Below are 13,671 nucleotides of genomic sequence, written 5' to 3'. Positions count from 1 at the left end.
AACTCCCCCTCACCTCCGTGGAAGTGAGGGGGTATTGCGAATGACAGCCGTTAGCTTATCGCTTAAGCGATGCTCCTTTGCTGGCGATGACTTCCTGATACCACCAGAAACTTTTCTTACGGCTGCGCGCCAGCGTACCGTTACCGGCATCATCACGATCAACGTAGATAAAGCCATAGCGTTTGGAAATCTCCGCTTTTGACGCGCTCACCAGATCGATTGGCCCCCAACTGGTATACCCCATCACCTCCACCCCGTCTTCAATGGCTTCGCGTACCTGCACAAGGTGATCGTTAAGATAGCTGATGCGGTAATCGTCATTGATGCTGCCATCCGCTTCCGGTTTGTCTTTCGCACCCAGACCGTTTTCCACGATAAATAACGGTTTCTGCCAGCGATCCCACATGACGTTCAGCAGCGTGCGCAGGCCAACCGGGTCAATCTGCCAGCCCCATTCTGAGCTTGCAAGGTGCGGGTTCGGTACCATGCTGAGTATGTTGCCGCGCGCTTTCTGGTTCAGCTCTTCATCGGTCGTCACACAGCCGGTCATATAGTAGCTAAACGAGATAAAATCGATGGTGGTGCGCAGCGCGTCACGATCCGCATCGCTAATGTTGAGATTAATGCCGTTTTCGCGGAAGAAACGCAGCATATAACCCGGATATTCGCCACGGCACTGCACGTCGCCAAAGAACTGCCAGGTACGGTTTTGCTGCAGCGTTTCCAGCACGTCTTCCGGTTTGCAGCTCAGCGGATACATCAGGCCGCCGAGGATCATGTTGCCGATTTTGGCATCGGGGATAATCTCGTGGCAGGCTTTTACCGCCAGCGCGCTCGCCACAAGCTGATGGTGGATAGCCTGGAAGATCTCCGCTTTGCTGCTACCTTCCGGCAGGCCGACACCCGTCATCGGGGCATGCAGCGACATGTTGATCTCGTTAAAAGTCAGCCACAGCTTCACTTTGTTCTTATAACGTTCAAATACCGTGCGGGCATAACGCTCAAAGAAGGTAATGGTTTGACGGCTGCCCCAGCCACCGTAACCTTTCACCAGCCCCCATGGCATTTCGTAATGCGATAACGTCACCAGCGGCGTCATCCCTTTGCTGATCATCTCATCAAACAGTTTGTCGTAGAACGCCAGCCCCGCTTCGTTGGGCGTGGTTTCATCCCCGTTGGGGAAAATACGCGTCCAGGCAATGGACACCCGCAGGCAGCTAAAGCCCATTTCTGCAAACAGGGCGATATCTTCCGGGTAGCGGTGATAGAAATCGATAGCGACATCTTTCAGGCCGCTGTCACCTGCCACGCGCTCGACCACGTCACCGAATACGCCTTTTGGTTGCACATCCGAGGTGGAAAGGCCTTTGCCGTCTTCCAGATAAGCGCCTTCCACCTGGTTTGCAGCGATAGCGCCGCCCCATAAGAAGTCATTCGGGAATGTATTCATTGATATCTCCTTTGATTAACGATTGACGGCCAGTAGCGGCATACCGGATTCCACCGATGTCGATGCCACGGTCGTCACAGCGCGATAGTCGTCACTATTGCTGATGATAATGGGCGTTGCCAGATCGTATCCGGCTGAGAGGATCGCATCGCGATCAAACTCGAGCAGTAAATCGCCAGGCTGAACCTTATCGCCAACGCTGACATGCGCGGTAAAGGGCTTGCCCTCCAGCTTGACGGTATCAATGCCCACGTGAATCAGCACCTCAATGCCGCTGTCGCTTAATAAGCCGATGGCATGTTTTGTCTGAAAGAGTGAGGCCACTTCACCGGCAAAGGGCGCAATCACTTTATTGTCTGAAGGGATAATCGCCGCCCCCTGGCCGAGCAACCCGGCGGCAAAGGTGCTGTCCGGCACCTGTTCAAGCGCCAGTACGGTTCCGGTCATTGGTGAGAGGATGTCGTTTTCGCCCGGCACAACGGCAATCGGTTTTGTCACCGCAGTCGTTTTCGGCATCCCCGCCACAAAGGTCAGGATGCATGCCAGCACCAGTGAAACAACGGTGCCCAGAATCCCGCCCCACAGGGTGGCATCCACGCCGCCCGGCGGGATCATCTGCGCCAGAGTAAAGACATTGGCAAAACCAAACGAGTAGACGTGACTGTCGCTAAAACCAACAATCGCCCCGCCGATAGCCCCGGAAACGCAGCCAAAAATAAACGGACGGCGCAGCGGTAGCGTCAGACCATAGACCGCTGGTTCAGTAATACCGAAGATACCCGCCGTCGCCGCCGAACCGGCCAGTATTTTCTGACGAGGGTCGCGGGTACGCAGGAAAATCCCCAGTACCGCCCCCACCTGGCCCAGTACCGCAGGCAGTAAAATGGGCAGCATCGTGTCCTGGCCGAACACGGTCAGGTTATTGATCATGAGCGGCACCAGCCCCCAGTGCAGACCGAAAATCACGCACACCTGCCACAGCGCACCCAACGCTGCGCCAGCAAGCCAGGGGGCAAAGAGGTAGATGGCCTGATAGCCGTGCGCCAGCCCCTGGCTCAGCAAGGTCGCCAGCGGACCGATCGCCAGGAAGGTCAGCGGCACAATCACCGCGATACAGATCAGCGGACTAAAAAAGTTCTTCACTGCCGAGTGCAGGAATTTATTACATTGCTTTTCCAGCCAGCAGCTTGCCCAGGCGGCAATGATGATCGGAATAACCGAGCCGCTGTAATTGATAAAAGTTATCGGAATACCCAAAAACGTTTCGCTGACCGCCCCTGGTGCCTGGCTTGCTTCAAAGGCTTTTATCATCATCGGGTGGGTCAGCGCGCCGCCAATCGCGAGGGTTACAAAGGCGTTACCGCCAAATTTCTTCCCGGCGGTGTAACCGAGAATCAGCGGGAAGAAGAAGAACAGCGCGTCGCTGGCGGCAAACCAGATTTGATATGTTCCGCTGTTTGTCGTCAACCAGCCGCAGACCACGGCCAGCGCCAGCAGCCCTTTCAGGATCCCTGATGCTGCCATAATACCGATAAAAGGGGTAAAAATGCCGGAGACGACGTCGATCACGCGACCAACAAGAGAGACTTTTTCTCCTTGTTCCGGCTCAGCAACCGGTGTGTCATCCGTGAGCCCGGCTTCATCACGCACCGCCTGCCAGACGTCATGAACGTGGTTACCGACCACTACCTGAAACTGCCCGCCGCTTTCGACCACCATAATGATGCCTGGATTGGCTTTCAGCCCTTCGCCATCAGCTTTCTTGTTATCTTTGAGCTTAAAGCGTAACCGGGTGGCGCAGTGCACCAGGCTGGTAATGTTCTCCTTGCCCCCAACGTGGCTGAGAATATCTTTCGCCAGCGCTTGATATTCCATGCTTTTTCCTTACTTCTTATGCCCGAAGGCTGTGACTGAGATAAAAAAAAACCTGAGTCCAGCACCTCGCGGGCCGGGCTCAGGTTTTGCCTGCGAGATGCAGTAACAATCCTGTTTTACACTTCGTTCTTCACGCTATTTTTAGCGTTTATCTTTTCGTACACGCTCAATATGAATCGCAAGGAACATAATCTCTTCTGTGGTGAGGTTCCGCTGATAATTTTGTTCCAGATGGCGGGCCACCTTTTCCGCACAACGCCAGGCGCTGGCATAGTTCTCTTTAACCGCCTGGTGCAGCGACAAATCGTCATCCTCGACCACCGTGCGGGTTAACATCCGCTGCGAGAAAAATTTCAGGTGCGTGACGAACCGATGATAGCTGAGCGACTCTTCGTTATAGTCGAGTTTCAACTGGTACTTCACGATATGCAGGATCTCCTGCATCACTTTGGTGATATGCATAACATCCGGCATATCACTGTTAAGCTGGGCGGTAACCAGGTGCAGCGCGATAAATCCGGCTTCATCTTCTGGTAATTCCACGCCCAGGCGTTTTGCGATGATTGCCCGTGCCTCTTGCCCAATCTGGAACTCTTTGGGATAGAGACGGCGTATCTCCCACAACAGAACATTGCGAATCACCTGCCCTGTTTTCAGCCGTTCAATGGCAAAAAAACAGTGGTCTGTCAGGGTGATATAGAGGCTATCCTGCAACTTCCCCAGCCGACCACGCGCCAGTTCAATAATGCGATCGCAGGCGGTCATCACCTCAAGCGGGATCTGATTGAGCAACTCGCTTAAGCGCCTGACCAGTTCGTCACTTTGCAGGGCAAAAATCTTCTCGATTTTGCTGTCATCCAGCTCATCGCCGGTACGTTTCTGGAACGCGAGCCCCCGGCCCATAACGACCTGCTCGCGTTGTTGTTCATCCAGCACGACCACCACATTATTATTAAGTATTTTGGCGATTTTCATTCGAACCCCAGAAACAAAAAAACCTGACTTCCGGCAAATGCCAGAACATCAGGTTTAGCCTGCTTACGCAGTAACAATCCGCAGGAAACTTTATCAGGTTGGTTCATTCACTCAATCAATGCCACACAAAAACGTGACTATGATCGCAGAGTTTACGCTTTCAGTGCCTGAATCGCGCGGGCTATGTCCGGCGAACTCTTGAGGGTACGAATCTGCTCGAACAGCGTAGTCGCTTCGGCGTACTCTTTGCGCAGATAGCCCAGCCACTGTTTGATTCGCGCCACATGATACATCCCGGTATCGCCCTGCTTTTCCAGCCGCGTGTATTTTTGCAACAGCGCAACAACCTCGGGCCAGGGCATACGCGGCGCGTTTTCTTTGACGACCCGGCTCAGGTTGGGGACGTTCAGCGCGCCACGACCAATCATTACCGCATCGCAGCCGGTGGCTGCCATGCAGTCCTGCGCGCTCTGCCAGCCCCAGATCTCGCCATTCGCGACAACCGGAATGCTAAGACGCTGGCGAATTTCACCAATGGCCTGCCAGTTAATACGCTCCGCTTTATAGCCGTCTTCTTTTGTTCGCCCGTGAACCACCAGCTCAGACGCGCCGGCCTGCTGAACGGCATCGGCAATTTCAAACTGTCGTGCGCCGCTATCCCACCCCAGACGCACTTTTACCGTTACCGGCAGATGAGCGGGCACGGCTTCGCGCATGGCTTTCGCCCCGCGATAAATCAGCTCAGGGTCTTTGAGCAGCGTTGCCCCGCCGCCGCTGCCATTCACCAGCTTCGACGGACAGCCGCAGTTGAGATCGACGCCCCACGAACCTAACTCCACCGCACGAGCCGCGTTTTCCGCCAGCCACTCGGGGTATTGCCCCAGTAGTTGTACGCGAACCAGCGTGCCGGAGGGGGTGCGACTTTGATGATGCAGTTCAGGGCAGATGCGGTAAAACGATTTTGCCGGCAACAGTTGGTCGACCACCCGCACAAACTCGGTGATACAGTGATCGTAGTCGTTAACCTCGGTCAGCAGCTCGCGCACCAGCGAATCGAGCACACCTTCCATCGGCGCCAGTAATACACGCATACATTGCCCCTGAAAAAATGAGGCGACATAGTAGCGCCTCTGACACAGGGAAGAAAGTGTGTTTCAAAACGCTACTGCATCAGGCCGAGCGTCGGTAAGCGTCCACAGCCGGAAGGGTCGAACTCCCCTCACCCAGCGTGCGCTGCATAATAACAATATCCAGCCAGCGACCATGCTTAAAACCGACATTGTTCAGCGTCCCTGTCAGGATAAAACCTGCCTGCTGATGCAGGCGCAACGACCCCACATTTTCACTGTTGCCAACAACGGCAATAAGCTGGCGATAGCCGTGATTTTCCGCCCATTCAATGGCTTTCGCCAGTAACGCTTTGCCCGCACCGCGCTGGCGAAATTGTTCATCAATATAGATAGAATCCTCCAGCGTGTAGCGGTAGGCATAACGCGTGCGATAGTGCGAAAGGTAGCAATAGCCTTTCACGATCCCCTCTTCGAGAATGACAAACCACGGCAATCCGGCGCTGCGAGTCTTGTTCAAACGCGCCAGCATTTCCTCTCTGTCAGGCGCAGCGGTTTCAAATGAGGCGCTGCCATTCACCACGTGCCAGGCGTATATTTGCTGCATTGCGCTAATATGTTGTTCTTCTGCTTCGATAATTTCCATTGTCCGGCTCCTGCTCAGGTCTGTTGACAGGCTAGCCGTAACGCATAAGTACAGACATAGTGCTGCGCTTATTACCTGTATAAGGAAAACTTTGGATGGCACACCTCAGTCTCGATCAATTGACGACCTACAGGCTGGTCATCAGCCGGCGCAGCTTTACCGCTGCCGCCGAAGCGCTGGGGATCTCGCAGCCTGCGGTCAGTCTCCAGATGCGCCAGTTGGAGACCGCGCTGCAAACCCGCCTAATTGAACGCACCGGTCGCGGCGTTCGCCCGACACCGGCAGGGCTGACATTACTGGCCCACTGCGAAGAAATCGAAAAAGCCGTTAGTGCTGCCGTGCAATCTGTTGCTATGCATAAACTCGATATCAGCGGCACGGTTACGCTTGGCACTGGCGCCACGGTTTGTATTCATTTATTACCTGCCATATTGCAACAGCTTCGTAAAGACTATCCTCAGCTCTCGGTTGGCGTCAGAACTGGCAATACGCAGGATATTGTCCGGGGGGTTGAGGAAAACAGTATCGACATCGGTCTTGTTACCCTGCCCGCCATCAGCAGGAATCTGGATGTTACGCCGGTCCTGGTCGATGAATTCGTCTCTATCACGGCAAAACCGTCCGAGGGCGAGTCTGGCGTTGAGACGGAGCAACTGCCGCTGATTGTTTTTGCCGCCGGGAGCAGCACACGACAGCTTATTGACGGCTGGTTCCAGCGTGCCGGTAAGAATGCCTCGCCAGTGATGGAACTTGGCAGTATTGAGGCGATAAAACGGATGGTGCGCGCAGGGCTCGGTTACAGCATTGTGCCGCGGATGTCGGTTACGCAGGCAGAAGATTGTGCTGGCTTAACTGTTCAGCCACTGGTCCCTGCGCTGCATCGCACGCTTGGGCTGATTATGCGCCAGGACAAAGTCGTGAATCGCGCAATGCGCGAAGTGATCCACAGCATTCAGGCGATCCCCTCAGCAGAGCGTAAAGACAGCGCGTAATCCAGGAACAACAATCTTGTGGTAATGCCCGACGTTCCAGAATGGAATGTTTGGTATGCTCAGAATTCATGATGTGATCGGTAGCACATTTCCGGCTTTAATTGTATGATGAATGCGTTTCATCAAGGGTATACACCATGAGTAAATCACTGAACATTGTCTGGCAGTACCTTCGCGCATTTGTCCTGATATATGCTTGTTTATACGCAGGAATTTATATTTCATCACTGCTGCCTATTACGATTCCCGGCAGCATTATTGGCATGTTAATCATGTTCGTCCTGCTGGCACTGCAAATCCTGCCCGCCAAATGGGTCAATCCCGGCTGCTACGTGCTGATCCGCTACATGGCGCTCCTGTTTGTGCCTATCGGCGTGGGCGTAATGCAGTATTACGACATTCTGCGCGCGCAGTTTGGGCCAATAGTCGTCTCCTGTGCCGTCAGTACGGTGATTGTCTTTCTTGTGGTGAGCTGGAGTACCCATCTGGTACATGGCGAGCGTAAAGTCGTTGGCGAGAAGGAAAGTGAAAAATGATGGCATATATCTGGTGGTCGCTTCCGCTCACACTGGCGGTCTTTTTTGCAGCGCGTAAGCTCTCCGCGCGCTTCAAGATGGCGCTGCTAAATCCTTTGCTGATTGCGATGGTGGTCATTATCCCGTTCCTGCTGGTCACCGGTATCCCCTATGACCACTACTTCCAGGGCAGCAAAATCCTTAACGATTTATTGCAACCTGCCGTGGTCGCCCTGGCGTTTCCACTTTATGAGCAGTTGCACCAGATCCGTGCGCGCTGGAAATCCATCATCACTATCTGCTTTTTTGGCAGTATTGTGGCGATGGCGAGCGGCGCCGGTATTGCACTGATGATGGGGGCATCGCCAGAGATTGCCGCCTCTATTCTGCCTAAATCGGTCACCACGCCGATTGCCATGGCGGTTGGCGGCAGCATTGGCGGCATTCCGGCAATTAGCGCAGTCTGTGTGATTTTTGTCGGCGTCCTGGGCGCAGTCTTCGGTCATACCCTGCTGAATGCCATGCGTATCCACACAAAATCAGCACGTGGCCTGGCAATGGGCACCGCGTCGCACGCTCTGGGTACCGCGCGTTGTGCAGAGCTGGATTATCAGGAAGGGGCCTTTAGCTCACTGGCGCTGGTTATTTGTGGGATTATTACGTCACTGATTGCGCCATTTCTGTTCCCGGTGATCCTCGCGATAGCGGGCTAAAATTTGCGATGCGTCGCGCATTTTTAATTTGAATTGCATACGTTGCATATACAGTGAGACGCTGATCACATATAAAGGCTAAAGCGGCCCTTACACTACGATCCCAATACATTGTTATGAGGCAACGCCATGCATTCACGTTTTCACACTGCGTTTCCGACCCTTGCGGAGAATTTACAGGCCGCACTGGCGCCGCTGTTGGCGGACGCGGATTTTCCCGCGATGTTAAGCGCAGAACAGGTAGCGGCTCTGCTTAACGCCACAGGGATGGACGAAGACGCGTTGGCTTTCGCTCTGTTACCGTTAGCAGCAGCCTGCGCACGTACTGAGCTTTCACACTTTAACGTCGGCGCGATTGCCCGCGGCGTCAGCGGCACCTGGTATTTCGGCAGCAATATGGAATTCCTTGGTGCCACCATGCAGCAAACCGTCCATGCAGAGCAAAGCGCCATTAGCCACGCCTGGCAGCGCGGTGAAAAAGCGCTGGCCTCCATCACCGTTAATTACACCCCCTGCGGTCACTGTCGTCAGTTTATGAATGAACTGAACAGCGGCCTGACGCTGCGTATTAACTTACCGGGGCGTGCGCCGCATACCCTTGGCGATTATCTGCCTGACGCATTCGGTCCTAAAGACCTTGAGATTAAAACCCTGCTACTTGATGCTCAGGACCACGGGTTTGCCCTCAGCGGAGATGCGCTTTCTCAGGCGGCTATCGCAGCGGCCAACAAAAGCCATACGCCGTATACACAGTCACCGTCTGGTGTGGCTATTGAGTGTCGCAATGGGCGTATTTTCAGCGGCAGCTATGCGGAAAATGCCGCATTCAACCCGACACTGCCACCACTCCAGGGCGCGCTGAATCTGATGAGCCTGGCCGGGTTCGACTATCCGGATATGCAGCGCGCGGTACTCGCAGAAAAAGCCGATGCCCCTCTCACCCAATGGGACGCAACTGTCGCCACGTTGCGCGCTCTGGGCTGCCAGAACGTTGAGCGTGTTTTGCTCGACTAACCAGCCAACTGCGGGCATTTTGCCCGCAGTGATGAAAAACCCCGCAATTGAACGCCCGTTTCTTGCGATTGCCGGACGGGTAAAGTAGCCTTGAGTGAAATTTAATCCTGTATCGAGTTTGTCCGCATGCTAAAGCGCTTTGTATACAGCCTGTTGGTCCTTATCGGCTTACTGCTGTTGACTGCGCTCGGCTTAGACCGCTGGATAAGCTGGAAAACCGCCCCCTACATCTACGATGACCTGCAGGATTTACCCTGGCGTCAGGTGGGAGTGGTACTGGGCACCGCAAAATATTACCGCACTGGCGTGATTAATCAGTATTACCGCTATCGTATTCAGGGTGCGCTGAATGCCTACAACAGCGGCAAAGTGAATTACCTGCTGTTAAGCGGCGATAACGCTCTGCAAAGTTATAATGAGCCGATGACCATGCGTAAGGACCTGATTGCCGCTGGCGTTGACCCTTCTGATATCGTGCTGGACTACGCAGGCTTTCGCACACTCGACTCGATTGTGCGTACTCGTAAGGTTTTCGATACCAACGATTTTATTATTATCACCCAGCGCTTTCATTGCGAACGTGCACTTTTTATTGCCCAGCATATGGGCATCCAGGCGCAATGCTATGCCGTCCCTTCGCCGAAAAATATGTGGAGCGTACGTATACGCGAATTTGGCGCACGTCTGGGGACGCTCGCTGATTTATATCTGTTCAAACGTGAGCCCCGTTTCTTAGGCCCGCTGGAACCTATTCCTTCATTGCAGGAAGTACCCGACGATGCACAGGGCTACCCGGCGGTCACCGTCGAGCAGTTACTTGATTTAGACAAGAAAAATAACTAGATACCTCTCTACCCCACATCAAAACACGGATACACCACGCGCGGGTATTTTGGCAGGACGAATTAGCGAATAATTGCGCGCCATAAATTCTTGATGGTCGATATAGACTTGTCCTTGCTTATTCAGCGTCCAAAGCCCTGAGAGGGCGTTAAATGGCAATGTGATTTCGCCTCCGGGCGTTGAGACAATATACTCGCCAGTCCGTAAGTAACCTGCATAACATTCAATACGCAATTGCGATCTATTTTGCATTGAAAATTCAATTTTACTGAATCCAGTGGGTATAACGGTATAAAACCAGGCAGGCAAATTGGTTATTTTCAGGTCACCAAGATCGGCAACAACAGCATTATCCCGTAGTAGCTGCACGGATTTTAAATAGTAGTGAACAGTGGTTTGTCTTTCGTGCGGCGGGTGATCAACTTTAAAATACACAACATTCATAGGCGCTCCAGTTCAGCATCACAATGGATTGCTCACCTATAATATATAGCGTAAGAAGCAGGCAATACGCCAACATTAAGAATTGGCTTAAGTGTTAACGTAGCGGCACTTAACTATTATGTAGTACGATTAACGAAATAAAATAGTAAGGTACCTAACAATAATAGGCAGCAGACTGCAATGAGCCACAGCTGCTGCAATGTTAATCATTCATAAACTGAGGGGTATCAGGCAACTTTTTCTTCATACTTATGCAGACTAACCTGGAGGTCGTAAATGAGGCTTTTAACCTTCTCCGGCGTCAGACTAAAAAACTGCGACTCGAACGTTGAACCGCCCGGCGCATAAGGGGAAGTACTGTAACCAAAACGAATAACCACGCCATTCAAATCTTCCACTGCTCCCACCTGCCATCCATTAACGGGAAATGCAGGAAATGCTGATTCATTGTTCATCCTAATCTCCTTGTGAATGTTGTGACTCAAAGAGCGTAGCACCGAAATGAAAAAATTAACAACAGAGAATAGGTGAACTTTTAACGCAAAAGTGAATTTGTTATTCCATCCGCAATATCACCGCGTTTATTAATTACCAACCTAAGTAAATTCTGAATATATGTTATTCAACAGAGGGTTATCAGTTAACAATTTGTTACCTTCATGTTCAAAAAAAGGACAACCGGAAGATATATCCTTGACGAAACGCTTAAGAGAAATAGCCGCTTCGCTAGTTTTAGCTTTCACAAAAAATAAGAAAAATGGCGCGCTCCGTTTGTATAAAAATTAAAAAAAACGTTTCGTTATTTCTGTTCTGATAGCGCGAATGAATATTAAGGTCTACCTTAAAATTCTGGTTTACAAAAGAGGAAAATAATTATGTCACCTGCGGATAAGAAACATCTTCATTACCCACGGCCTCCTTTTCCGGCGCAGCCACAGCAGCCGCCGGGGTTGGCTTCCGAGATGAAACCTATTCCCGATCATGGGGAAACAAGTTATATCGGATCGGGAAGGCTGGCAGGTAAACGCGCATTAATTACCGGTGGTGATTCAGGTATCGGCCGTGCCGTTGCTATCGCTTTTGCCCGTGAAGGGGCAGACGTGGCGATTAATTATTTACCTGAGGAGCAATCCGATGCCGAAGCGGTGATCGCCTTAATCACCGCGGAAGGACGAAAAGCAGTCGCGTTACCTGGCGATGTCCGCGACGAAGCATTTTGCCAGCAACTCGTCGCAAGCGCCGTCCGGGAACTGGGAGGACTGGAGATTCTGGTCAACAATGCCGGACGCCAACAGTACTGCGAATCCATTGAGGATCTCACCACCGAAGCGTTTGATGCCACCTTCAAAACGAATGTGTATGCGCCGTTCTGGATAACCAAAGCAGCCATCCCTCATTTGCAGGAAGGGGCGGTGATTATCAATACCACCTCGGTTCAGGCTTATCAGCCCAGCCCTATTCTGCTGGACTACGCGCAGACAAAAGCCTGTGGGGTCGCATTTACCAAAGCGCTGGCGCAGCAACTTGGCTCAAAAGGTATTCGCGTCAACGCCGTTGCGCCAGGGCCATACTGGACCGTGCTGCAATCAAGCGGCGGTCAACCCGAGGAAAAAGTGAAACAATTTGGTGCATCCGCGCCGCTTGGCCGCCCGGGCCAACCCGTGGAAATTGCCCCCTTGTATGTGCTCTTTGCCTCCGATGAGAGTTCCTATTCCTCTGGTCAGGTCTGGTGTTCTGACGGTGGAACCGGGACGCTGTAACTTATCCGGGCAGGTTTCGGCCTGCCCGTATTCCAGCTATATGTATTAATAAAGTGGTAACGAAGTAATATTTCGCGACTGTTTTCTTATTGCATATTCCATTAATATTTGGTCTTATCGTAGATAAGAATTTTCCCACCAAGATATAATTTCTAATCCTTGCGAGCGTTGCGTTTTATCCTGCTTAATTAGTCAGGCACTGAATTTAAGGGATGAAGTGATGTATCATAAAGGAAAATTAATTCTATCCGTTTTGCTGTTATGCCTATTTAGCGCTAATGCTATAGCAGCCTGTGCATTTGCCCCCACCGCTGATTATCCAGCCAATAGTATCAAAAAAATGACCGTCCCACTGGCCATCAGCTCGATTTCTGTTCCGCCGGGAACCGCGGTGGGTGCAACGGTGTATCGCCAGCGTATAACCATTAGATCCGGTGCCGATAAATTGCGGATTGGCTGTGACAAGGACGGATTATTTGTTTATAAACGTGAATATAAAACTTTACCAATGGGAGAAACGTCAACTGGCTCGAAGATCTATAAAACGGGTATCAATGGGCTTGGTATCGTTTTCTTGAATGCAGCAGATAAAGCTAAGTTTCCTACCATCACCCCCACAACAGGATGTACAGACGCTAGAAATTGCTATATGTCATCGGCCACAGGGCTATGGGGTGCCGACTCATTTTTTCAATTGGTCAAAACCGCGGATTCGGTCACCGGGGGAACGATTTCGGCGTCAAATCTTCCTACTGCGTTATATAGCTTGGGGCAGGAAGGCAGCATGGTCGGGATATACGAGATCAATATCAGCGGCAGTCTGAAGGTGACAACACCCACCTGCAATATCACCACGGGCAGCCAGTCAATGACGGTGAATATGGGGTCATACCATACTTCCGATTTTTCGGGCCCTGGCACAGGCACCGCCTGGAAAGATGCCAGTATACACCTTAACAACTGTGGCTGGTTTTACGGTAACACTACAACGTCCGTTGCCACCTTCAATGGTACGGAAAATGTGCCAGTTAAAGCATTAACCAGTAATGCAGCAGATATTACCCTTACCCCACTCGACGGCAAACTCAATGCTGCCGAAGGCATTATGTCTATTGCCAGCGGCACATCTGCTGCCACCGGCATAGGTATTCAGCTTTCTCGCAGCGAAGCGGACAGCGGTAAAATTAACCTCGATTCTGCATACTCTTACAGCTTGCCCAACGATGGTTCGAGCACTATTACCGTGCCTCTTTACGCCCGTTATATACAAACTGAAAACACCATCACTGGAGGCAATGCCATCGGTAAACTGGAGTACACCATCAGCTATCATTAATCAGCCTGATGAAAAGACAGGTAATTCCCCGGCGATCCTGT

14 protein-coding genes are annotated in these 13,671 nt (G+C 52.0%); 7 read left to right on the top strand and 7 right to left on the bottom strand.

Going from position 1 to position 13,671, the window contains the following annotated elements:
* Positions 1–55: 55 nt before the first annotated feature.
* The 5 genes from MRY16398_RS08825 to MRY16398_RS08805 form a co-directional block, all read right to left on the bottom strand.
* Positions 56–1,450 (bottom strand): glycoside hydrolase family 1 protein, encoded by a 1,395-nt coding sequence (locus MRY16398_RS08825; RefSeq protein WP_041852020.1) that lies wholly within the window; start codon positions 1,448–1,450, stop codon positions 56–58.
* A gap of 15 nt (positions 1,451–1,465) precedes the next feature.
* The gene (gene bglF / locus MRY16398_RS08820; protein ID WP_125124184.1) at positions 1,466–3,325 is read right to left on the bottom strand and encodes a PTS beta-glucoside transporter subunit IIABC; all 1,860 of its coding nucleotides are present in this window, start codon (positions 3,323–3,325) and stop codon (positions 1,466–1,468) included.
* Positions 3,326–3,466: 141 nt separating this feature from the next.
* On the bottom strand, positions 3,467–4,300 hold the full coding sequence (bglG, locus tag MRY16398_RS08815) for a transcriptional antiterminator BglG (protein WP_041852022.1): 834 nt from the start codon (positions 4,298–4,300) through the stop codon (positions 3,467–3,469).
* 152 nt (positions 4,301–4,452) lie between these two features.
* A complete protein-coding gene (gene dusC / locus MRY16398_RS08810; protein WP_125124183.1) occupies positions 4,453–5,391 on the bottom strand; it encodes a tRNA dihydrouridine(16) synthase DusC in 939 nt (312 codons plus the stop codon).
* Positions 5,392–5,470: 79 nt separating this feature from the next.
* Positions 5,471–6,013 carry a GNAT family N-acetyltransferase gene (locus tag MRY16398_RS08805; protein WP_108700953.1) on the bottom strand — a complete coding sequence of 181 codons (543 nt, stop codon included), beginning with the start codon at positions 6,011–6,013 and terminating at the stop codon, positions 5,471–5,473.
* Positions 6,014–6,108: 95 nt separating this feature from the next.
* Between MRY16398_RS08805 and MRY16398_RS08800 the strand changes: the two genes are divergently transcribed.
* From MRY16398_RS08800 to sanA, 5 genes are all read left to right on the top strand, one after another.
* Positions 6,109–7,005 (top strand): LysR family transcriptional regulator, encoded by an 897-nt coding sequence (locus MRY16398_RS08800; protein ID WP_041852025.1) that lies wholly within the window; start codon positions 6,109–6,111, stop codon positions 7,003–7,005.
* 137 nt (positions 7,006–7,142) lie between these two features.
* A complete protein-coding gene (locus tag MRY16398_RS08795; protein WP_125124182.1) occupies positions 7,143–7,541 on the top strand; it encodes a CidA/LrgA family protein in 399 nt (132 codons plus the stop codon).
* Positions 7,538–8,233: a CidB/LrgB family autolysis modulator gene (locus MRY16398_RS08790; RefSeq protein ID WP_041852027.1), complete on the top strand. Its 696-nt coding sequence runs from the start codon at positions 7,538–7,540 to the stop codon at positions 8,231–8,233. The genes MRY16398_RS08795 and MRY16398_RS08790 overlap by 4 nt, the downstream gene beginning before the upstream one ends.
* A gap of 129 nt (positions 8,234–8,362) precedes the next feature.
* Positions 8,363–9,247, top strand: coding sequence for a cytidine deaminase (gene cdd / locus MRY16398_RS08785; RefSeq protein ID WP_041852028.1), 885 nt, complete (start codon positions 8,363–8,365; stop codon positions 9,245–9,247).
* Positions 9,248–9,373: 126 nt separating this feature from the next.
* Entirely contained in the window at positions 9,374–10,090 is a 717-nt protein-coding gene (gene sanA / locus MRY16398_RS08780) for an outer membrane permeability protein SanA (protein ID WP_041852029.1), read from the top strand.
* 18 nt (positions 10,091–10,108) lie between these two features.
* Here the strand turns inward: sanA and MRY16398_RS08775 are convergent, their stop codons facing one another.
* Entirely contained in the window at positions 10,109–10,534 is a 426-nt protein-coding gene (locus tag MRY16398_RS08775; protein ID WP_041852030.1) for a hypothetical protein, read from the bottom strand.
* Between the two features lie 227 nt (positions 10,535–10,761).
* Positions 10,762–10,989, bottom strand: coding sequence for a phage domain protein (locus MRY16398_RS08770; RefSeq protein WP_041852031.1), 228 nt, complete (start codon positions 10,987–10,989; stop codon positions 10,762–10,764).
* 420 nt (positions 10,990–11,409) lie between these two features.
* On the opposite strand from MRY16398_RS08770, the gene MRY16398_RS08765 reads away from it, so the two are divergent.
* Together MRY16398_RS08765 and MRY16398_RS08760 are read left to right on the top strand one after the other, a co-directional pair.
* Positions 11,410–12,294: an SDR family oxidoreductase gene (locus MRY16398_RS08765; RefSeq protein ID WP_041852032.1), complete on the top strand. Its 885-nt coding sequence runs from the start codon at positions 11,410–11,412 to the stop codon at positions 12,292–12,294.
* A 220-nt stretch (positions 12,295–12,514) separates the two neighbouring features.
* Positions 12,515–13,630 (top strand): fimbrial protein, encoded by a 1,116-nt coding sequence (locus MRY16398_RS08760; protein WP_125124181.1) that lies wholly within the window; start codon positions 12,515–12,517, stop codon positions 13,628–13,630.
* Positions 13,631–13,671 lie beyond the last annotated feature (41 nt).

The organism is Phytobacter sp. MRY16-398 (assembly GCF_003925915.1).
GTDB classification, from domain to species: domain Bacteria; phylum Pseudomonadota; class Gammaproteobacteria; order Enterobacterales; family Enterobacteriaceae; genus Phytobacter; species Phytobacter diazotrophicus.
This window is presented reverse-complemented; position numbering and strand designations above follow the sequence as displayed.

Excerpts from the sequence above, each read along its gene's own strand:
- cdd (WP_041852028.1), top strand. The coding sequence starts at position 8,363 with ATGCATTCACGTTTTCACACTGCGTTTCCGACCCTTGCGGAGAATTTA.
- sanA (WP_041852029.1), top strand. The coding sequence starts at position 9,374 with ATGCTAAAGCGCTTTGTATACAGCCTGTTGGTCCTTATCGGCTTACTG.
- MRY16398_RS08790 (WP_041852027.1), top strand. The coding sequence starts at position 7,538 with ATGATGGCATATATCTGGTGGTCGCTTCCGCTCACACTGGCGGTCTTT.
- bglF (WP_125124184.1), bottom strand. The coding sequence starts at position 3,325 with ATGGAATATCAAGCGCTGGCGAAAGATATTCTCAGCCACGTTGGGGGC.
- MRY16398_RS08795 (WP_125124182.1), top strand. The coding sequence starts at position 7,143 with ATGAGTAAATCACTGAACATTGTCTGGCAGTACCTTCGCGCATTTGTC.
- MRY16398_RS08760 (WP_125124181.1), top strand. The coding sequence starts at position 12,515 with ATGTATCATAAAGGAAAATTAATTCTATCCGTTTTGCTGTTATGCCTA.
- MRY16398_RS08800 (WP_041852025.1), top strand. The coding sequence starts at position 6,109 with ATGGCACACCTCAGTCTCGATCAATTGACGACCTACAGGCTGGTCATC.
- MRY16398_RS08765 (WP_041852032.1), top strand. The coding sequence starts at position 11,410 with ATGTCACCTGCGGATAAGAAACATCTTCATTACCCACGGCCTCCTTTT.
- MRY16398_RS08825 (WP_041852020.1), bottom strand. The coding sequence starts at position 1,450 with ATGAATACATTCCCGAATGACTTCTTATGGGGCGGCGCTATCGCTGCA.
- MRY16398_RS08805 (WP_108700953.1), bottom strand. The coding sequence starts at position 6,013 with ATGGAAATTATCGAAGCAGAAGAACAACATATTAGCGCAATGCAGCAA.
- bglG (WP_041852022.1), bottom strand. The coding sequence starts at position 4,300 with ATGAAAATCGCCAAAATACTTAATAATAATGTGGTGGTCGTGCTGGAT.
- MRY16398_RS08770 (WP_041852031.1), bottom strand. The coding sequence starts at position 10,989 with ATGAACAATGAATCAGCATTTCCTGCATTTCCCGTTAATGGATGGCAG.
- MRY16398_RS08775 (WP_041852030.1), bottom strand. The coding sequence starts at position 10,534 with ATGAATGTTGTGTATTTTAAAGTTGATCACCCGCCGCACGAAAGACAA.
- dusC (WP_125124183.1), bottom strand. The coding sequence starts at position 5,391 with ATGCGTGTATTACTGGCGCCGATGGAAGGTGTGCTCGATTCGCTGGTG.